Source organism: Rhodococcoides kroppenstedtii (assembly GCF_900111805.1).
Lineage (GTDB): Bacteria > Actinomycetota > Actinomycetes > Mycobacteriales > Mycobacteriaceae > Rhodococcoides > Rhodococcoides kroppenstedtii.
Map to the genome: position 1 here is coordinate 75964 of NZ_FOJN01000002.1, position 19165 is coordinate 95128.

A 19165-nucleotide genomic window follows, 5' to 3' on the forward strand; every position below is an offset into this window, starting at 1 on the left:
GGGGAGGGACTCGCGGTGGGTGGCCGGAGGGCGGTCCGTGCCGACGTAGGCTGTCGCCCATGTGCGGAATCGTCGGGTACGTCGGACACAGGCCTGCGCTGCCGATCGTGGTGGAGGCGCTGCGGCGGATGGAGTACCGGGGATACGACTCCGCCGGTGTGGCCGTTCTGGACGGCGCGGGCGGCATGGCCGTCGAGCGCAAGGCCGGCAAGTTGTCCAACCTCGACGCCGAACTGGACGATCTGGGCCGCGATACATTCGTCGGCACCGCCGGCATGGGGCACACCCGGTGGGCCACCCACGGTCGCCCCACCGACCGCAATGCCCACCCGCATCGCAACGCCGACGCCACGGTCGCCGTGGTGCACAACGGCATCATCGAGAACTTCGCCCCGCTGCGCGCCGAGCTGGAGGCGGAGGGAGTCGAGTTCGCGTCGGACACCGACACCGAGGTCGCGGTCCACCTGGTGGCCCGGGCGTACGCGGAGGGTCCGACGGCGGGTGACTTCGTCGAGAGCGCGCTGGCGGTCCTCCGTCGTCTCGAAGGGGCCTTCACGCTCGTCTTCACCCACGTCGACCACCCGGACACCATTGTCGCCGCCCGTCGCTCGACGCCGCTGGTGGTGGGCGTCGGACAGAACGAGATGTTCGTCGGCTCCGACGTGGCGGCGTTCATCGAGCACACCCGCGACGCCGTCGAGCTCGGTCAGGACCAGGTTGTGGTGATCACCGCCGACGGGTACTCGATCACGCACTTCGACGGGACCGAGGCACAGGGTCGCCCGTTCCGTATCGACTGGGACCTCGCGGCCGCCGAGAAGGGCGGTCACGACTACTTCATGCTCAAGGAGATCCAGGAACAGCCCGCGGCCGTCGCGGACACGCTGCTCGGGCACTTCGACAAGGGGCGGATCACCCTCGACGAGCAACGACTGTCGGACCAGGAACTGCGCGACGTCGACAAGGTCTTCGTGGTGGCCTGCGGCAGCGCCTACCACTCCGGACTGGTGGCGAAGTACGCGATCGAGCACTGGACCCGCCTGCCCGTCGAGGTCGAACTGGCCAGCGAGTTCCGGTACCGCGACCCGGTGCTGGACCGATCGACGCTGGTGGTGGCCATCTCGCAGTCGGGCGAGACGGCGGACACCCTCGAGGCCGTGCGGCACGCCAAGGAGCAGAAGGCCCGCGTGCTGGCGGTGTGCAACACCAACGGCTCGCAGATTCCCCGTGAGGCCGACGCCGTCCTCTACACGCGGGCGGGGCCGGAGATCGGTGTCGCGTCCACCAAGGCGTTCCTGGCGCAGGTCACTGCCAACTACCTGGTGGGCCTGGCGCTGGCGCAGGCACGCGGAACCAAGTACCCCGACGAGGTGGCACGGGAGTACCGCGATCTCGAGGCCATGCCCGCGCACGTCGCGGCGGTCCTCGAGACGGTGGAGCCGGTCCGGGCGCTCGCGCGCGAGCTGGCGACGTCGCCGACGGTGCTGTTCCTCGGTCGGCACGTGGGATATCCCGTGGCGCTCGAGGGTGCGCTCAAGCTGAAGGAACTGGCGTACATGCACGCCGAGGGTTTCGCGGCGGGCGAGCTCAAGCACGGGCCGATCGCGCTCATCGAGGACGGCTTGCCGGTGATCGTGGTGATGCCGTCGCCGAAGGGGCGGGCGGTGCTGCACTCGAAGCTGCTGAGCAACATCCGCGAGATCCAGGCGCGGGGGGCGCGCACGGTGGTCATCGCGGAGGAAGGCGACGAGACGGTGCGGCCGTACGCCGACCACCTGATCGAGATCCCGGCCGCGCCGACGCTGCTGCAGCCGCTGCTGTCGACGATCCCGCTGCAGGTGTTCGCGGCGGAGGTCGCGCAGGCGCGGGGGTACGACGTGGACAAGCCGCGGAACCTCGCCAAGTCGGTGACGGTCGAGTAGCGGAGCGGATCGACCCGAGAACACGGTCGAGTAGCGGAGCGGATCGACCCGAGGGCACGGTCGAGTAGCGGAGCGGATCGACCCGAGAACACGGTCGAGTAGCGCTGCTAGCGCACGATGACGACCCCGGTCATGTTGGGGTGGACGGTACAGAAGTAGTTGTAGGTGCCGGGGTCGTCGAAGGTCTGGCTGAACTGCCCGGCCGCGATCATCGGGCTGTGCAGCAGCGACGACGCGTTGTCGATGCCGACGACGTTGTGGGCCATGCGGTCGTCGTCGAAGAACCAGGTGACGGTGTCGCCGGGGGAGATGGTGACGGTGGCGGGGCTGTAGGCCATGTCGGCGACGGTGACGACGTTCGGTCCCGTGGGTCGTTCGGCGGGTGGCGGGTCCTCGGTGCAGGCGGCGAGCGAGATCGCCAGCGCCGCCACGGTTCCGACGAGGGCGAGGCGACGGTGGGGCATCTCGGAGCGGGCCATGTCTCCACGCTAGACCTCGTTACGGTGGGGTCATGGAGTACGTGTTCACCGCCGACGAGGCCCGGTCGCTGGAACGTCCCGTCGTCACGGCGGCACCCGAGTTCGCGGTGATGAGACGCGCCGCGTTCGGCCTGGCGGGGGTGGTCGCGGCCGAGTTACGGACGCGGTGCGGCGCCGTCGCGGGGCGTGCGGTGGGGTTGCTGGTGGGCTCGGGCGACAACGGCGGCGACGCCCTGTTCGCCGGGGCGATGCTGCGACGACGCGGGGTGGCGGTGACCGCGGTGCTGCTGGCTCCCGACCGGACCCATCGCGGTGGCCTCGCGGCGTTCGCGGCGTCCGGAGGCCGGGTGGTTCCGCGGCTCGGCGCGGTGGATCTGGTGGTCGACGGCATCGTCGGTCTGTCGGGACGGGGTGCGTTGCGGCCGGCCGCGGCCGAGCACGTCCGTGCGGTGACGGCGCCGATCGTGTCGGTGGATCTGCCGTCGGGGGTCGACGTCGACACCGGGGCAGTCGACGGCCCGGCGGTGTCCGCGGCGGTGACGGTGACGTTCGGAGTGCGCAAGTTGGTCCATCTGCTCGCGGCGCCGCGGTGCGGCCGGGTCGTGGTGGTCGACATCGGGATGCCGGACGCGACGACCGAGCTCGCCTGCGCCGACGACGCGGAGGTGGGCGCGGTGTGGCCGGTGCCCGGCCCGCACGACGACAAGTACAGCCAGGGCGTCGTGGGCGTGCTGGCGGGCAGCGAGAAGTATCCGGGCGCGGGCGTGCTGTGCACCGGCGCGGCGGTGGCGGCGACGGCCGGAATGGTGCGCTACGTCGGGACCGGGGGAGCCGAGGTGCTCCACCACTACCCGGAGGTGGTGACGGCCCGGTCCGTCGACGAGGCGGGGCGCGTCCAGGCGTGGGTGGTGGGGCCGGGCTTCGGGACGGACGACGACGCCGCGGAGCGCCTCGCGGGCATCCTCGCCACCGATCTGCCGGTGCTCGTCGACGCGGACGGACTGACGGTTCTCGCCGCGCGCCCCGAGTTGCTCGACGGGCGCGGCGCACCCACCCTGCTCACGCCGCACGCGGGGGAATTCGCGCGTCTGACGGGCTCGGACCCCGGACCGGATCGGGTGGCGGCCGTCCGTGCGCTGGCCGCCGACCGCGGCGTGACCGTTCTCCTCAAGGGTCGCGCGACGCTCGTCGCGCATCCCGACGGCCGGGTGATGGTCGACGAGGCGGGGTCGTCGTGGTCGTCGACGGCAGGATCGGGGGACGTCCTCGCCGGCATGGCCGGGGCGCTGTTGGCCGCGGGCCTGTCCCCGCTGGTGGCGGCCACCGCCGCCGCCCGGGCGCATTCGCTCGCGGCGATTCTCGCGGCCGGCGGATCGTCCCGGCCGGCCCCGACACCGATCTCGGCGTCGGTCCTGCTGAGCGCCGTACGCGACGCGGTGGGCACCTTGCGGGCACGAGCGGGCGAGGCGGGAATGGCAGAATCACCGCGGTGAGCACCGCGACCCCGACGGCCGGCACGACGGCCCGTCCCCAGGCCGAGGCGGTGATCGACCTCGACTCCGTGGCCCACAACGTGCGGGTGCTGGCCGCCCGGGCGGGAGCGGCGGGCGTCATGGCCGTGGTGAAGGCGGACGGCTACAACCACGGTGCGGTTCCGGTGGCGCGGGCGGCCCTGGAGGCGGGCGCGACGGAGCTGGGTGTGGCCACGGTGCGGGAAGGTCTGGCCCTGCGCGCGGCCGGAGTGGACGCTCCGGTGCTGTGTTGGCTGCACGCCCCGGGCGCGGATTTCCGTGCGGCGATCGAGGCCGACGTGGAGATCGGGGTGTCGACCCCGCGTCAGATCGCCGCGGTCGCCGAGGCGGCGCGCACGGCCGGGCGCCGGGCGACGGTGAGCGTCAAGTTCGACACGGGCATGAACCGCGGGGGTCTGGCGCCCGACGTGGTCGACGAGGCTCTGGACCTCCTCGCGCACGAGCGGGGCGTGCTCGACGTGCGCGGGGCGTTCTCTCACCTGGTCGCGGCCGACGATCCCGAGGACCCGGTGACCGACCTGCAGAAGCGACGGTTCGACGCCGCCGTCGACGCCATGACGCGGGCGGGCGTCGCACCGCGGGTGCGGCATCTGGCCAATTCGGCGGCGACGCTGCTGCGCCCCGACCTCGCCTACGACCTGGTGCGTCCGGGAATCGCCGTCTACGGACTCTCGCCCGCCCCCGACCTCGGATCGTTCGACCTGCGCCCGGTGATGACGCTGCGTGCGACCGTCGTGTTGCTCAAGAACGTCCCCGCGGGCGGCGGCGTCGGGTACGGGCATCAGTGGATCGCGCCGCGGGACACGGTGGTCGCCCTGGTGCCCCTCGGGTACGCGGACGGCGTCGTCCGGGGGTTGACCGGCCGATACGAGGTCGCGGTGCGCGGTCGCCGACACCCCGCGGTGGGCCGGGTGTCGATGGATCAGGTGGTGATCGACGTCGGTCCGGACGGTGACGTCGAGGTCGGCGACGACGCCTACTTCTTCGGCCCGGGCGATCACGATGAGCCGTCCGCGCAGGACTGGGCCGAGCTGCTGGACACCATCAACTACGAGGTGGTCACGGGCGTGCGCGGGCGGGTCGAGCGCACGTACCGCGGTGGTGCCGCGTGATCGGCCCACGTCTGGTCGGCATCGTGGGCGGTGCGGCGAGCGTCGCGGCGGTGGCGGCCGTCGCCGGGATCGCCGCGGTCCGCCGCCGCGTCGGGGATCCGGTGCCGGACGTCGAGCGACCCGAGGACTTCGCGGCGGTGGAGTTCGATCGCGGCAGCATCGTCGCGGCGAGCGACGGCGTCCCGTTGGCGGTGCGGGAAGTGGGGCCGACGACGGCTCCGCTGACGGTCGTCTTCGTCCACGGGTACTGCCTGCGGATGGAGTGCTGGTACTTCCAGCGTCGTGACCTCGCGGCGCGGTGGGGCGACGACGTCCGGATGGTGTTCTACGACCAGCGCGGTCACGGGCGGTCCGGGGACGTCGCGCCGGAGGACTGCGACATACCTCGGCTCGGCGCCGACGTCGCGGACGTGATCCGGGCGGTGGCGCCGACGGGCCCGGTGATCCTGGTGGGTCACTCCATGGGCGGGATGTCGGTCCTCGCCGCCTGCCGTCTCTTCCCCGATGCCGTGGCCGACCGCGTGGTGGGCGTGGCCCTCGTGTCGACGACGGCGGCGGGCATCGCGACCACCGGACTCGGCCGGAATCTGCAGAACCCGGCCGTCGACGCGTTCCGCCTCGCGGTGCGTTCCGCGCCCGGTGTGGTGCAGTTCGGTCGGGGTGCGGTGCGGTCGGTCATCGCGCCGGTGCTGCGGGCGGCGTCGTTCGGCACCACCGTCTCTCCGGCGCTGGATGCGTTCGCGGAGCAGATGATCCACGACACGTCGGTCACCACCATGGTCAATTTCCTGAAGGCACTCGAGCTGCACGACGAGCGGGCGGCGCTCCCGGTGATCGCCGACGTGGCGACGCTGGTGCTGTGCGGGGACGACGACTGGGTGATCCCGTTCGACAAGTCCCGCGAGCTGTCCGAGATGCTCCCGCACGCGGAGATGGTGCGGGTCCGGCGCGCGGGCCACCTGGTGCAGCTGGAGTTCCCGGACGAGGTGAACGACGCCCTCGACCGGCTGGTCGCGCGGGTGCGCAGCGGCCGGATCGACGCGTCGCCGAGGAGGGTCACGGTTGGCTGAGCAGGAGACGGCCGTGCTCGCGACCGCCGAGGACACCGAGCAGCTCGGCGAACGGCTGGCCGCCGAGCTCGTCGCGGGGGACGTCGTGGTGCTCGACGGTCCGCTGGGCGCGGGCAAGACGACGTTCACGAAGGGTCTCGCGCGCGGTCTCGGCGTCATCGGCCGGGTGAGCTCGCCCACGTTCATGATCGCGCGCACCCACCGGCCGGGGTCGGACACCGGTCCGGGTCTGGTGCACGTCGACGCCTACCGCCTGGGCTTGGGCACCGGAGCGTCGGCGACCGACGAGCTCGACGCTCTCGACCTGGACACCGAGTTGGCCGACTCGGTGGTCGTGGTCGAGTGGGGCGAAGGGTTGGCGGAGACGCTCGCCGATCGCCACCTGCTGATCCGCTTGCGTCGGGAACCGGAGTCGGACGTCCGCACGGCCACCTGGCACTGGAACCGCGGTCCGGGCGAGTAACCTGGACATCCGTGCTTGTTCTCGCCGTCGACACGTCCACGCCCGCGGTGACCGCCGGTCTCGTGCGGCTCGATGCCGACCCGTCCGCGGCCCCCGTCGGCCTGGCCACGCGGGTGACGGTCGACGCCCGCCTGCACGCCGAGGTGTTGACTCCGCAGATCGTCGAGTGCCTGGCCGAGGCCGGCGTGGGTCCCGCCGACCTCGACGCGGTCGTGGTGGGCATCGGCCCCGGCCCGTTCACGGGCCTGCGGGTGGGCATGGCCACGGGAATGGCGTTCGCGGACGCGGTGGGGGTGCCGGTCCACGGGGTTGGGAGTCTGGACGCGATCGCCGCGGCGGTGCCGGGCGAGCGGGAGGTGTTGGTGATCACCGACGCCCGACGCAAGGAGGTCTACTGGGCTCGGTTCGTCGGGGGCCGTGCGGTGGCCGGTCCGGCGGTGTCGGCGCCCGGCGACGTCGAGGTGGGTGCGGCGGAGGTGGTCGCCGGGTCGGCGTCGCACGTCGACATGGTGGACCTGCCCGTCGAGCCGGTCGAGAGCCCGTCGCCCGAGTCGCTGGTCGCGGTGGCAGCGGCCGCGCTGCGCCGCGGGGATCGGCCGGACGAGCCGGTGCCGCAGTATCTCCGCCGGCCCGACGCCGTGGCCACGGCCGATCGTGCAGCCGTGGCCACGGCCGATCGTGCAGCGCGGTCGTGACGGGTATCGAGCCGATGGTTCCGGCGGATGCGGCCGGCTGTGCCCGGCTCGAGCGAATCCTGTTCCCGGGCGACGGGCCGTGGCCCGAGGAGGCGTTCCTCGAGGAGCTGCGGAGCCCGCACGTGCGATATCGCGTCGTGCGTGACGACGACGACGGCGTGATGGGCTACGCCGGAATCGCGTTGCTGGGCACGGGGTCCGGTGCCGAGGCGGAGATCCACACGATCGGTGTCGATCCGTCGGCGCAGCGCCGGGGGATCGGCCGGGCGTTGCTGACCGATGCGCTGGCGGCGGCCGACGCGCACGGCGGCCCGGTGTTCCTCGAGGTCCGGACGGACAACGACGCCGCGCTGGCCCTGTATCGATCGACGGGATTCTCCGTCGTCGGCACCCGCCGCAACTACTACCGCCCCTCGGGCGCGGACGCGTACACGATGCGCCGCGAACCCGGCGGCTCGACGGAAGGGCAGCCCTCGTGATCGTCCTGGGTATCGAGAGCTCCTGTGACGAAACAGGAGTCGGCATCGTGCGGTATCACGAGAGCGGTCCGGCGGCGGGGACGTGCGACCTGCTGGCCGACGAGGTGGCCTCCAGTGTCGACGAGCACGCGCGGTTCGGCGGTGTGGTGCCCGAGATCGCTTCGCGTGCGCACCTCGAGGCGATCGTGCCGACGATGCGGCGGGCGCTCGCGGCGGCGCAGATCGAGCGCCCGGACGCCGTGGCGGTGACCATCGGTCCCGGTCTCGCGGGGGCGCTGCTCGTGGGTGTCGCGGCGGCCAAAGCCTATGCGGCGGCGTGGGGTGTGCCGTTCTACGCGGTCAATCACCTGGGCGGTCACGTCGCCGTCGACACGCTCGAACACGGCCCGATGCCCGAGTGCGTCGCGCTTCTCGTGTCCGGAGGTCACACGCACCTGCTCGAGGTGTCGTCGTTGGCGGAGCCCATCGTCGAACTCGGTAGCACCGTCGACGACGCGGCGGGCGAGGCCTTCGACAAGGTGGCCCGCTTGCTCGGTCTCGGCTATCCGGGTGGGCCGGTGCTGGATCGACTGGCGGCACAGGGGGATCCGACCGCCATCGCTTTCCCTCGCGGGATGACCGGTCCGCGCGACGCGCGATACGACTTCTCGTTCTCCGGCCTGAAGACGGCCGTCGCGCGGTACGTCGAGAAGTCGGAGCGATCCGGGACCCCGGTGGTCGTGGCCGACGTCGCCGCGTCCTTCCAGGAGGCCGTGGCGGACGTGTTGACGCTCAAAGCGATTCGAGCGCTGGAGGACCGCGGCATCGACACTCTGGTGTTGGGCGGCGGAGCGACGGCGAACTCCCGGATTCGCTCCCTCGCCGAGGAACGGTGTGCCGCAGCGGGTGTGACGCTGCGGGTGCCGACGCCGCGGCGGTGCACGGACAACGGCGTCATGATCGCCACCCTGGGCGCGCACATCGCCGCCTCGGGCGCCTCGCCGTCCGCGCTGACCTCGGCAACGGATCCGGGGCTGCCGGTGTCCACCTCGCTCGTGCCGTGACCGGCTCGCCTCCTACGGGGTGGGGGCGGGCGTCGAGGGAACGAGGGGCACCGTCGCCGTGTTCGGCTGGGGCACCGGCACCGTTGTGACGCCGTCCGGCAGCGCGGGGAGAGGGGTAACCGGGGTCGGGCCGGTCGGTGCGGTGGCCGACGGGTCGGGGGTGGCCTGACCCGGGTCGACCGGGGCGGTGCTGGGCGGCGTGGCCCACCACGGCGGCAGACCCGGCAGTCCGGGAATGTCGATGACCGGCAGGTCCGGCGCCGGTCGCAGGCTGGGAGTGGTGGGCGTCGGCGAACCCGTGCTCTCGGTAGTCGTGGAGGTCGCCGGGGCGGGCGTCGACGGCCTCGGCCGGGGCGCGGTGTAGTCGTACGTCGGCGGCGGCTGCGCGGTGTAGTCGTACGGGGAGGCGGGCGGTGCGGCGGCCGCGCCCGGGTCCTCCCAGCCGCCGGTGAGGGCGGGCGGGGGAGCGGGCAGGGTGTCCACGGTGGTGGACGTGGTCACGGCGGGCTCGTCTGCGGTACCGGTGGCGGCGCTGGTGGTGACGGTGGGACCGTCGATCGGCGTGAGCGCCTGGACGCCGTAGGCGAGGACGACGGCCAGCACGGCGCAGGCGACGGCGACCGCACCGGCGGTCCGCACGCCGGACGCCGACGGCGCCGCCGACCGGGCAGGGTGAGCCAGGGTGCGCGCGAGCAGGGCTGCGCCCTTGGCCACGGCCGCGTCGGGTTCGGTGGTGGTGACGAGGGGAACGTCGACGGTGTCGGCGACGGCATCGACGACGGCGGGGACGAAGGCACCTCCGCCGATCACGGCGGCGGCGTCCGGTCGCGCCGACTCGCCGTGGAGGACGATCGCGGTCTCGACGAGATCGGTGATCGCCGCCCGGAAGGCGAGGAGCGGCGCGGCGAGCGCGTCGTCGAGGTCCGCGCGCGTGACGGTGACGGTCTCGCCGCCGGGCAGGTCGACGCTGCTGCTCTCGGAGGAGGACAGGTTCTCCTTCGCAGTGGTCAGGCGGGCGGCCACCAGCGCGCGGTCGAGCACGTGCACGGCCGGCAGCCGGGACTCGACCGTCGCGGCGAGGGCGCGTTCGACCACCCGTCCGCTCATCGCGTCGGTCCGGGTGCTCGCGCGCACGGTGCCGTCGACCTGATCGACGACGCTGACGGAGGTTCCGCTCGCGCCGACGTCGACGAGCAGGATGTGGCCGAACCGGGCCACCTCGCCGGTGTGTCGGAGCCAGCAGAGCGCGGCGTCGGTGTCGGTCACCAGGTTGTCGGCGGAGAGAGAGGCGTCGTGCCTGCGCAGTGCCGCGAGCAGGGGGCGCGTCCGGGACGACGGACGGTGCGCGACGCCGACGCGGGGCCGGTCGGCCGCGCCGTCGCGCAGCAGGTGGTCGGTGGCCAGGGCGAGCGAGGTGGTGACCAGTTCCGCGGGGTCCGAGCGGACGCCGTCGACCGTGAGGGTGCGGTAGTCGAAGATCTCGCGGCCGGTCTCGGTGGTCGTGAGGACGGCGCAGCACACCACCTCGGAACCGGCCGAGACGCCGAGGGTGGTCGCGGGACGATCGGCCGGGTCGGGCCGAGTACTGCCGACGTGGGGCACGGTGTGAGCACCTCCTTCGATTCGTTCGACGGGTCGTGTCGCGGGCACGCCGACGAGACGTCGCGAGCGCCGTTATGGGAACGTTACCGAACTTCGCGCGAAATAGCGCGTCCGTTTCGCGACGTTGTGGGTGTCGGCGGCGGGAGAACCCGCTCCGACGAGCGCCTTCGTCGCGACGAGAAAAAGGATGTGGAACCCGCGTGTCAGAACAGTCGGACCCCCGGAATGCCGACCCCGCGCCGTTCGAGGTGGGCATCACGACCTTCGCCGAGACGTACCCCGAGGTCGGGGTCGACACCGTTCGCAGCCACGGGCAGCGGCTCCGCGAGGTGGTCGAGGAAGCGGAGCTGGCCGACCGGGTCGGCCTCGACGTCTACGGCGTCGGCGAGCACCATCGCGCGGACTTCGCGGCGTCCGCGCCGGCCGTCGTGCTCGCGGCGATCGCGGCCCGCACGTCGCGCATTCGTCTCACCAGCGCGGTGACCGTGCTCAGTTCCGACGACCCGGTGCGGGTCTACCAGGACTTCGCGACGCTCGATCAGCTCTCGTCCGGCCGCGCCGAGGTGATCGCGGGCCGCGGCTCCTTCACCGAGTCCTTCCCGCTCTTCGGTTACCGGCTCGAGGACTACGACGAGCTGTTCGCCGAGAAGCTCGACCTGCTGGTGGCGATCGCGAACTCCGACCGGGTCACCTGGAGCGGTCGGCACCGGCCGGCCCTCGCCGAGCAGACCGTCTACCCGCGCGCGCACCAGGACCCGCTGCCCGTCTGGGTGGGAGTGGGTGGCAACCCGCAGTCCGTCGTCCGGGCGGCGTCCTACGGACTACCCGTGGCGCTGGCGATCATCGGCGGCGAGCCGGCCCGGTTCGCGCCGTTCGGCGACCTCTACCGTCGGGCGCTGGACGAGTTCGGCAAGCCCCCGACACCGCTCGCGGTGCACGCGCACGGCTACGTCGGCGAGACCGACGACGCTGCGGCGGCCGAGTTCTTCGATCCGTACCGCACGGCGATGTCCCACATCGGCCGTGAGCGCGGGTGGCCGCCGCTCGGCCGCGGGCAGTTCGACGCGGCGCGGTCACCGGCCGGATCCCTGGTGCTGGGATCCCCGGACACGGTGGCGGAGAAGATCGTGTCGATGTCCCGATTGCTGGGTCTGGACCGGTTCATGCTGCACATCAGTGTGGGCACCCTGCCGCACGAGAAGGTGCTGCGCAGCATCGAGTTCCTGGGCACCGAGGTGGCCCCGCGCGTGCGGGAGCGCATGGCCGAGACATCGGGCAGTCGAAGAGGTTGAGTGCTGGCACTCGCATGTATAGAGTGCTAGTCGACGCCAGGGACGACGGCCCGGCACCCGCGACGACGGGACGTCGACCCACAGCGTCACGGCAAGTGATCCTGCTCGCGCAGGTGGACATGAAGACACGACGGCCGAGGACGACCCTCGGCCGCGACACCGAACGTGTGAAAGTGGAGGGCTCATCGTGGCAGGCGTGAACATCAAGCCGCTCGAGGACAAGATCCTCGTCCAGGCCGTCGAGGCCGAGACGACGACCGCCTCCGGTCTGGTCATCCCCGACACGGCCAAGGAGAAGCCCCAGGAGGGCACCGTGGTCGCCGTCGGCGAAGGCCGCGTGACCGACAAGGGGAACCGCATCCCGGTCGACGTCAAGGAGGGTGACACCGTTATCTACTCCAAGTACGGCGGCACCGAGATCAAGTACGCCGGCGAGGAGTACCTGATCCTGTCCGCACGCGACGTGCTGGCAGTCATCTCCAAGTAAGCCCCACGCTCTCCGCCCCGGTGTCCCTAGTGGCCCGGGGCGGCTTGCGTTACGTCCGACCGACGAGGAGCCGTCAGCCGTATGGCCAAGCATCTGGAATTCAACGAGGCTGCCCGGCGCAGCCTGGAGAAGGGCGTCGACAAGCTCGCCGACGCCGTCAAGGTCACCCTCGGACCCCGCGGCCGCCACGTGGTGCTCGCGAAGGCGTTCGGGGGACCGACCGTCACCAACGACGGTGTCTCGATCGCCCGTGAGGTGGAGCTCGAGGACCCGTTCGAGAACCTCGGCGCGCAGCTCGTCAAGAGCGTCGCCACCAAGACCAACGACGTCGCCGGCGACGGCACCACCACCGCGACGGTGCTGGCCCAGGCACTGGTGCGCCAAGGTCTGAAGAACGTCGCCGCAGGGGCCAACCCCATCGCGCTCGGCGTCGGCATCGGCAAGGCCGTCGACCACGTCTCCGAGGCGCTGCGCGCCGCGGCGGTGCCGGTCGAGGGCGAGACCTCCGTCGCCCAGGTCGCCACCGTGTCCTCGCGTGACGAGGTCATCGGACAGATGGTCGGCGAGGCACTCACCCGTGTCGGCACCGACGGCGTCGTCACCGTCGAGGAGTCCAGCTCGCTGGTCTCCGAACTCGTCGTCACCGAGGGCGTGCAGTTCGACAAGGGCTACCTCTCGCCGTACTTCGTCACCGACGCCGACAGCCAGGAAGCGGTGCTCGAGGACGCGCGCGTCCTGCTCTACCGCGACAAGATCGGGTCGCTGCCCGACTTCCTGCCGCTGCTCGAGAAGATCGCCGAGGCCGGCAAGCCCGTCCTCATCATCGCGGAGGACGTCGAGGGCGAGGCCCTGTCCACCCTGGTGGTCAACTCCATCCGCAAGACGGTCAAGGCCGTCGCGGTGAAGGCGCCGTTCTTCGGCGACCGCCGCAAGGCGTTCCTCGAGGACCTCGCCGTCGTCACCGGCGGCACCGTGATCAACGCCGACCTGGGCCTCACGCTCAAGGACGCAGGCCTCGACCTGCTCGGCACCGCTCGTCGCGTCGTCGTCTCCAAGGACGAGACCACCATCGTCGAGGGCGCGGGCACCGCGGAGGCCATCGCCGACCGCGTCGCCCAGCTGCGTCGCGAGATCGAGGCCACCGACTCGGACTGGGATCGGGAGAAGCTCGAGGAGCGGCTGGCCAAGCTGGCCGGCGGTGTCGCGGTCATCAAGGTCGGCGCCGCCACCGAGACCGACCTCAAGGAGCGCAAGTTCCGAGTCGAGGACGCCGTGAACGCCGCCAAGGCGGCCGTCGAGGAAGGCATCGTCCCCGGCGGCGGTGCCGCGCTGGTCCACGCCTCGCGCGGACTGGCCGGCGGCCTGGGCCTCACCGGTGACGAGGCCATCGGCGTCGAGGCCGTCCGCCTCGCCCTGCGGGCTCCGATGTTCTGGATCGCCGCCAACGCGGGTGTCGACGGGTCCGTCGTGGTCGGCAAGCTCGCCGACGCCGAGGACACCACCGGCTTCAACGCCGCGACGCTCACGTACGGCGACCTGGTTGCCGACGGCGTCATCGACCCCGTCAAGGTCACCCGCTCCGCCGTCGTCAACGCGGCGTCCGTCGCGCGGATGATCCTGACCATCGAGTCCACCGTCGTCGACAAGCCCGTCGAGGACGAGGGCGACGAGGGCCACGGGCACGGCCACAGCCACTAGGCGGGCTTTCCCCTTCGGTACGACGAGACCCCACCGGATCCATCCGGTGGGGTCTCGGTCGTCGTGCGGGGGATCAGGACGCGATGCGTCGGCGACTGCGGCGGGCGAGGGCGTCGCGCTCGGTCTCGCTGAGCCCACCCCAGATGCCGTAGGGCTCGTTCACCGCCAAGGCGTGCGACCGGCACTGTCGCAGCACGGGGCATTCTCGGCACATCTCCTTCGCGCGGGCCTCGCGTTGCGCGCGGGCACGCCCGCGTTCGCCGTCCGGGTGGAAGAACACGGACGAGTCGACGCCTCGGCACGAACCGTGCATCTGCCAGTCCCAGATGTCGGCGTTCGGTCCGGGAAGGTTCTCGGGCTGGGGCATGGCGTCCTCCTGCGTTCGGGTGGCAACCGGTGGTGTGCGGATCTCGCGGGGCGACGGTCACCGGCTCCGGTGAGGCCTCTCACCAGGAGCAGAGCAACCGTACGAAGCGGTCCGAAAGAGCGTCAACAGTCCGGATTCGTGGTGATTTCCACAGTCCACGGCCGATTTTTTAACGTGACCGTCACGTGGATCTGGTGCCGCGGACACCGCGCCACGCCCGTAACGCCGCCGTCACATCGGCGACCACCGTGCGTTACTGCACGGCTCGGGGCGCCCCGTGTGAACACTGGGAAAACTCTCCGGAGGGCGGACTCGTTAGCGTGGCTCTCGTGACTGATCTCGAGGCCTGGCGGCGCGCGGCGGAGGTCGGGGGACGTGGGTGGTACGCCCGCGCCCACACCGAGGCCGCCGCGCTGTGTGTCTCGCCCGACCCGGTGGTCCGGTCGTCGGCCTGGTGTCTGAGCGCGTCCCTGGTGCGTCAGGGCGGTGATCACGCGCGGGCCGCCGTCCTCGACGGCAGGGCCGTGGCCGAAGTGGGGCTGCGCGTCGCCACGGTGGCCGCGGTGGACGCGGTGGTGGGTCTCGCTGCGGACGCTCTCGGACCCGGCCGGTATCGACGAGCCGAGGTCCTGCTGGATCGCGCCGTGGCGATCCTCGACCGTTGCGGTCCGGACGAAGAGGCGCACCGCGCGGGCGTGCGGTGTCGGTGGGTGCGCGCCGAACTGGCCATGGCGCGCGGCGACGGCGCCACCGCGGAGTTCTGGGCCGACGACGCCGCTCGATTGGCCGCGGACCTCGCCTCACCGCGGCACCGGGTGAAGTCGGCGGTGGTCGGCGCGGCGGCCGCGCTGGTGGCCGGGCGAGACGGGGTGGCGCGACGGGCGGAGCGAGCCCGTCGGGACGCCGACGACGGCGGTTTCCTGCCGCTGGCCTGGGCGGCGGCGGCGATCGGAGACGCGGTGGGGGACCCGATCGCCGCGGCGGATCGCGCCCGGTTCGCGGCGATCCTGCGTGCGCGGGGTGGGCCGTTCCGATGAGCGACGGCGCAGAAGCGGACTGTTCGGTCACACGAACTTCCGCGCCGACTATCCTGAGTCTGTTCCCGGTCGGCGGTGTCGGCCGGGAAGCACGTCCGGTCGACGGGCGGGTCGGGAGCAGCGTCGCGGGGGTGAGTTCATGACCGTCACCGACGAGCGGCTGGACGCAGCCGTCGCGGCGGCGGCCCTCGGCGATCGCAACGCCATGGCCATCGTGCTCGAGACCGTGCGCCCCATGGTGGTCCGCTACTGCCGCGCGCGCGTCGGCGCCGGTGATCGTGGGCAGATGTCCGCCGACGACGTCGCTCAGGAGGTGTGCATCGCCGTCATGACGGCGCTGCCCCGCTACGAGGATCAGGGCCGGCCGTTCATGGCGTTCGTCTACGGGATCGCCTCGCACAAGGTCGCCGACGCCCATCGCAGTACGTCGCGTAACAAATCCGAACCCATGGCCGATGTTCCGGATGTCATGTCCACCGAGGAAGGCCCCGAGCAACGGGCGCTGGACTCGGAGGCAGGACGCCGCATGACCGAGCTGCTCTCGACCCTGCCGGAGAAGCACCGCGAGATTCTGGTGCTTCGCCTGGTGGTCGGGCTGTCGGCGGAGGAGACGGCAGCCGCGGTGGGAAGCACCGCGGGCGCCGTTCGTGTGGCGCAACACCGGGCATTGGCGAAGCTGAAGACGGCTGTAGTGGGAGCAGGTGACAAGTATGGCCCGTGACACGGGGCGCGGCGCGGACCGCGACCGGTCGCTCGACGACGAGAACGATCCCGTCGATCTGATGGCCGTGCGGAGGGACGACGCCCTCATCGAGGCGATCGCCGGGAACGGCCCGGTCGCCACGGCGGACGCGGACGAGTACCGCCTGGCCGCGCTGCTGGCGGAGTGGCGGGAGGACATCGTCTCCGCACCCATGCCGGCCGGTCCCTCGCTCGACGAGATCCAGGCAGCCATGGACCGAGCACACGACGCGGCCGACCGCGGCCGTGCCCGCAGCCGACTCCGGTTTCTGCGCCCGGTCGTCGGGGCCGCCGCAGCCGTCGCGTTCCTGGCCGGCGGAGTGTCCGCGGTGTCCTTCGGGGCCGAGCCGGGCGACCCGCTGTGGAAGGTCAAGGAAGTCGTGTTCACCCAGGAGGCGCAATCCACGGCAGCGCGCGTGGAGACCACGTCGGCGCTGCAGAACGTGGAGACGGCCCTCGCTCGTGGTGACGCCGATCAGGCGCGCACCCTGCTCGCCGAAGCCGCCACCCGGACGCCGGCCGTGCGGGACGAGCAGCAGCGTGCCGAGCTGCTGGGGTGGTGGACCCGACTCAATGAGCAGCTGTCCAAGCTGACGCCGCCGGCGATTCCGGTGCCGCCCGCGGCCCCGGTCACGCCGGACACCGCCGTGCCGGACGCTCCGCAGATTCCCGAGGATCTGTCGCCGCTGCCGTCCGACATTCCGCTGCAGACGCCGGATCTGACGTTGCCGTCGATTCCGTCGTTGCCGCCGCTGCCGTCGCTTCCGTTCCCGCTGCCCACGGCGCTGCCGGGACTGCCCGCGCCCAGCACCACCGTGACGGTGCCGCCGGAGATCCTTCGTCTCCCGGTCGTGCCCACCACCGTGCCGACCGTGCCCACGGTGGCACCGGACCTCGGCGACGCGACACCAAACTAGAGACGGCCCACACGACGAACGCCCACCGACCTCGCGGTCGGTGGGCGTTCGTCGTGCTGGGGGAGGCTCAGGCGTCGAAGCCGTCGCCGTGCAACGCGTCGTTCATCGAGGCGTCCGCGTATCCGCGGCAGTAGTCCCACGTGACATAGGCGTCGGGAATGGGGTCGTACGCCGGCTCGTGCGGACGCACGGTGCCGTCGACCAGCAGCTGCAGCAGGTTCGCGCGCAGCATGTCCCAATCGTGGAAGTGGTCCTGCTGGCAGTCCTCGCAGCACACCACCAGGCCGCGTACGCCGCGGTGGGCCAACAGCGCCTCGTAGACCGCGAGATCGGCGAGATCCTCCTCGACGGCCAGTCGCTCCTGCGGGTCCAGGGGTTGACCGGGCTCGATCGCGTCGAGAGCAGCCGACGGGTCGGCGGGATCACCGGCGAACGGGTCCGGGGGGAGACCGGGGGGCAATTGATCACGCACGTCGACCACGGTACGCAGCGAGGGCCCGTCCGCGCCACCGCTACGGGCCGATGCGGGTCGTTCCGTGACATGGGCGGCGGATACGATCGGGACCGGCCGGAACGGCACGTCGTCACTTCAGGAGGGGCCGCTCACATGACCACACCCGACATCTCGAGCACGGCGGGGTCCGGTGTCGCCGACCACGTCGCACCCGCGGTCCGGACCGGCGGCGACGATCCGAACAAGGTGGCCATGCTCGGACTCACCTTCGACGACGTGCTGCTCATTCCGGCCGCGTCGGATCTCATTCCCAGCAAGGTCGACACCTCGAGCCAGTTGACCCGGGACATCCGGCTGCGCGTGCCGCTCGTGTCCAGCGCGATGGACACCGTCACCGAGGCCCGCATGGCCATCGCGATGGCCCGCGCCGGCGGCATGGGCGTGCTGCACCGCAATCTCTCCGCGCAGGATCAGGCCGCGCAGGTCGAGGTGGTCAAGCGGTCCGAGGCCGGCATGGTGACCGATCCGGTCACGTGCAAGCCCACGGACACGCTGGCCGAGGTCGATGCCCTGTGCGCGAAGTTCCGCATCTCCGGTCTGCCGGTGACCGACGAGCGCGGGGAACTGGTCGGCATCATCACCAACCGCGACATGCGCTTCGAGGTGGACCAGTCCCGCACCGTCGCGGAGGTGATGACCAAGGCGCCGCTGGTGACCGCGCGCGAAGGGGTCACCGCGGACGCGGCCCTGGGTCTGCTGCGCCGCCACAAGATCGAGAAGCTGCCCATCGTCGACGGCAAGGGCATGCTGACGGGCCTCATCACCGTCAAGGACTTCGTCAAGACCGAGCAGCACCCGCTGGCGACGAAGGACCGCGACGGCCGCCTGCTGGTCGGTGCCGCCGTGGGTGTCGGTGACGATTCCTGGTCCCGCGCCATGCTGCTGGCCGACGCGGGCGTCGACGTGCTCGTGGTCGACACCGCCCACGGCCACAACTCGCAGGTGCTGCAGATGGTCAGCAAGGTCAAGGCCGAGGTCGGCGACCGGGTGCAGGTGGTCGGCGGCAACATCGCCACCCGCGCCGGCGCCCGTGCGCTGGTCGAGGCCGGCGCGGACGCGGTCAAGGTGGGTGTCGGACCGGGCTCGATCTGCACGACGCGCGTCGTCGCCGGTGTCGGTGCCCCGCAGATCACGGCCATTCTCGAGGCCGTCGCGGTGTGCAAGCCGGCCGGGGTGCCCGTGATCGCCGACGGTGGCCTGCAGTTCTCCGGCGACATCGCCAAGGCGCTGGCCGCGGGTGCGTCGACCGCCATGCTGGGCTCGCTGCTCGCCGGCACCGCCGAGTCACCGGGCGAGCTGATCCTCGTGGGCGGCAAGCAGTTCAAGAGCTACCGCGGCATGGGCTCCCTCGGCGCGATGCAGGGCCGCGGCGCCGCCAAGTCCTTCTCCAAGGACCGGTACTTCCAGGACGACGTGCTGGCCGAGGACAAGCTGGTGCCGGAGGGCATCGAGGGCCGGGTGCCGTTCCGCGGGCCGCTCTCGCAGGTCATCCACCAGCTGACCGGCGGTCTGCGGGCCGCGATGGGCTACACCGGGTCCACGTCGGTCGAGCACCTGCAGGAGGCGCAGTTCGTGCAGATCACCTCCGCGGGTCTCAAGGAGAGCCACCCGCACGACATCACGATGACCGTCGAGGCCCCCAACTACACCGCTCGCTGATTCCGGCTGCACCCAGCGACCCCACAGCGACCCTCACAGCGACCCGCTGGGGGGTC

Annotated in this window: 19 protein-coding genes; 15 read left to right on the forward strand and 4 right to left on the reverse strand. The window is 71.9% G+C overall.

The genetic code is table 11. The features are described 5' to 3' along the window. Positions 1–59 precede the first annotated feature (59 nt). The gene (gene glmS, locus BMZ18_RS02540) at positions 60–1922 is read left to right on the forward strand and encodes a glutamine--fructose-6-phosphate transaminase (isomerizing) (RefSeq protein WP_068360446.1); all 1863 of its coding nucleotides are present in this window, start codon (positions 60–62) and stop codon (positions 1920–1922) included. A gap of 107 nt (positions 1923–2029) precedes the next feature. On the opposite strand, the gene BMZ18_RS02545 is transcribed toward glmS, so the two are convergent. After that, positions 2030–2401 carry a cupredoxin domain-containing protein gene (locus BMZ18_RS02545; protein ID WP_244516392.1) on the reverse strand — a complete coding sequence of 124 codons (372 nt, stop codon included), beginning with the start codon at positions 2399–2401 and terminating at the stop codon, positions 2030–2032. 32 nt (positions 2402–2433) lie between these two features. Between BMZ18_RS02545 and BMZ18_RS02550 the strand changes: the two genes are divergently transcribed. The 7 genes from BMZ18_RS02550 to tsaD are packed head-to-tail and all read left to right on the forward strand — an operon-like array spanning position 2434 to position 8795. Next, complete coding sequence (locus tag BMZ18_RS02550) at positions 2434–3894, forward strand: NAD(P)H-hydrate dehydratase (protein ID WP_068360442.1); 1461 nt, start codon at positions 2434–2436, stop codon at positions 3892–3894. Beyond that, a complete protein-coding gene (gene alr, locus BMZ18_RS02555; protein WP_074921743.1) occupies positions 3891–5045 on the forward strand; it encodes an alanine racemase in 1155 nt (384 codons plus the stop codon). The genes BMZ18_RS02550 and alr overlap by 4 nt, the downstream gene beginning before the upstream one ends. Beyond that, entirely contained in the window at positions 5042–6115 is a 1074-nt protein-coding gene (locus BMZ18_RS02560; protein ID WP_371828475.1) for an alpha/beta fold hydrolase, read from the forward strand. The genes alr and BMZ18_RS02560 overlap by 4 nt, the downstream gene beginning before the upstream one ends. Then, positions 6108–6578, forward strand: coding sequence for a tRNA (adenosine(37)-N6)-threonylcarbamoyltransferase complex ATPase subunit type 1 TsaE (gene tsaE, locus BMZ18_RS02565; RefSeq protein WP_068102211.1), 471 nt, complete (start codon positions 6108–6110; stop codon positions 6576–6578). Before BMZ18_RS02560 ends, tsaE begins: the two co-directional genes overlap by 8 nt. 11 nt (positions 6579–6589) lie before the next feature. Continuing rightward, on the forward strand, positions 6590–7273 hold the full coding sequence (tsaB, locus tag BMZ18_RS02570; RefSeq protein ID WP_074921744.1) for a tRNA (adenosine(37)-N6)-threonylcarbamoyltransferase complex dimerization subunit type 1 TsaB: 684 nt from the start codon (positions 6590–6592) through the stop codon (positions 7271–7273). Between the two features lie 14 nt (positions 7274–7287). After that, positions 7288–7752, forward strand: coding sequence for a ribosomal protein S18-alanine N-acetyltransferase (gene rimI, locus BMZ18_RS02575; protein WP_074921789.1), 465 nt, complete (start codon positions 7288–7290; stop codon positions 7750–7752). Continuing rightward, positions 7749–8795 carry a tRNA (adenosine(37)-N6)-threonylcarbamoyltransferase complex transferase subunit TsaD gene (tsaD, locus tag BMZ18_RS02580; protein ID WP_074921746.1) on the forward strand — a complete coding sequence of 349 codons (1047 nt, stop codon included), beginning with the start codon at positions 7749–7751 and terminating at the stop codon, positions 8793–8795. Before rimI ends, tsaD begins: the two co-directional genes overlap by 4 nt. A 12-nt stretch (positions 8796–8807) precedes the next feature. On the opposite strand, the gene BMZ18_RS20140 is transcribed toward tsaD, so the two are convergent. Continuing rightward, the gene (locus BMZ18_RS20140) at positions 8808–10397 is read right to left on the reverse strand and encodes an Hsp70 family protein (RefSeq protein WP_074921747.1); all 1590 of its coding nucleotides are present in this window, start codon (positions 10395–10397) and stop codon (positions 8808–8810) included. A 200-nt stretch (positions 10398–10597) separates the two neighbouring features. Here BMZ18_RS20140 and BMZ18_RS02590 point away from each other — a divergent pair, with 200 nt between their 5' ends. The 3 genes from BMZ18_RS02590 (at position 10598) to groL (ending at position 13874) form a co-directional block, all read left to right on the forward strand. After that, positions 10598–11689, forward strand: a complete 1092-nt coding sequence (locus BMZ18_RS02590; protein ID WP_068366691.1) for an LLM class flavin-dependent oxidoreductase — start codon at positions 10598–10600, stop codon at positions 11687–11689. Positions 11690–11876: 187 nt separating this feature from the next. Next, positions 11877–12176 carry a co-chaperone GroES gene (groES, locus tag BMZ18_RS02595; RefSeq protein WP_027503792.1) on the forward strand — a complete coding sequence of 100 codons (300 nt, stop codon included), beginning with the start codon at positions 11877–11879 and terminating at the stop codon, positions 12174–12176. An 81-nt stretch (positions 12177–12257) separates the two neighbouring features. Next, positions 12258–13874, forward strand: a complete 1617-nt coding sequence (gene groL / locus BMZ18_RS02600; RefSeq protein WP_068366694.1) for a chaperonin GroEL — start codon at positions 12258–12260, stop codon at positions 13872–13874. Positions 13875–13947: 73 nt separating this feature from the next. On the opposite strand, the gene BMZ18_RS02605 is transcribed toward groL, so the two are convergent. Next, complete coding sequence (locus BMZ18_RS02605; protein WP_068102197.1) at positions 13948–14241, reverse strand: WhiB family transcriptional regulator; 294 nt, start codon at positions 14239–14241, stop codon at positions 13948–13950. Between the two features lie 329 nt (positions 14242–14570). Here BMZ18_RS02605 and BMZ18_RS02610 point away from each other — a divergent pair, with 329 nt between their 5' ends. From BMZ18_RS02610 to BMZ18_RS02620, 3 genes are all read left to right on the forward strand, one after another. Next, positions 14571–15278, forward strand: a complete 708-nt coding sequence (locus BMZ18_RS02610; RefSeq protein ID WP_139203791.1) for a hypothetical protein — start codon at positions 14571–14573, stop codon at positions 15276–15278. Positions 15279–15417: 139 nt separating this feature from the next. Next, positions 15418–15999, forward strand: coding sequence for a sigma-70 family RNA polymerase sigma factor (locus tag BMZ18_RS02615; protein WP_068102193.1), 582 nt, complete (start codon positions 15418–15420; stop codon positions 15997–15999). Then, positions 15989–16936 (forward strand): anti-sigma-D factor RsdA, encoded by a 948-nt coding sequence (locus BMZ18_RS02620; protein WP_068366700.1) that lies wholly within the window; start codon positions 15989–15991, stop codon positions 16934–16936. Before BMZ18_RS02615 ends, BMZ18_RS02620 begins: the two co-directional genes overlap by 11 nt. 67 nt (positions 16937–17003) lie before the next feature. On the opposite strand, the gene BMZ18_RS02625 is transcribed toward BMZ18_RS02620, so the two are convergent. Continuing rightward, on the reverse strand, positions 17004–17408 hold the full coding sequence (locus BMZ18_RS02625) for a DUF5319 domain-containing protein (protein WP_068105965.1): 405 nt from the start codon (positions 17406–17408) through the stop codon (positions 17004–17006). Between the two features lie 234 nt (positions 17409–17642). Here BMZ18_RS02625 and guaB point away from each other — a divergent pair, with 234 nt between their 5' ends. Further along, a complete protein-coding gene (guaB, locus tag BMZ18_RS02630; RefSeq protein ID WP_068105962.1) occupies positions 17643–19109 on the forward strand; it encodes an IMP dehydrogenase in 1467 nt (488 codons plus the stop codon). The last annotated feature ends 56 nt before the right edge of the window (positions 19110–19165 follow it).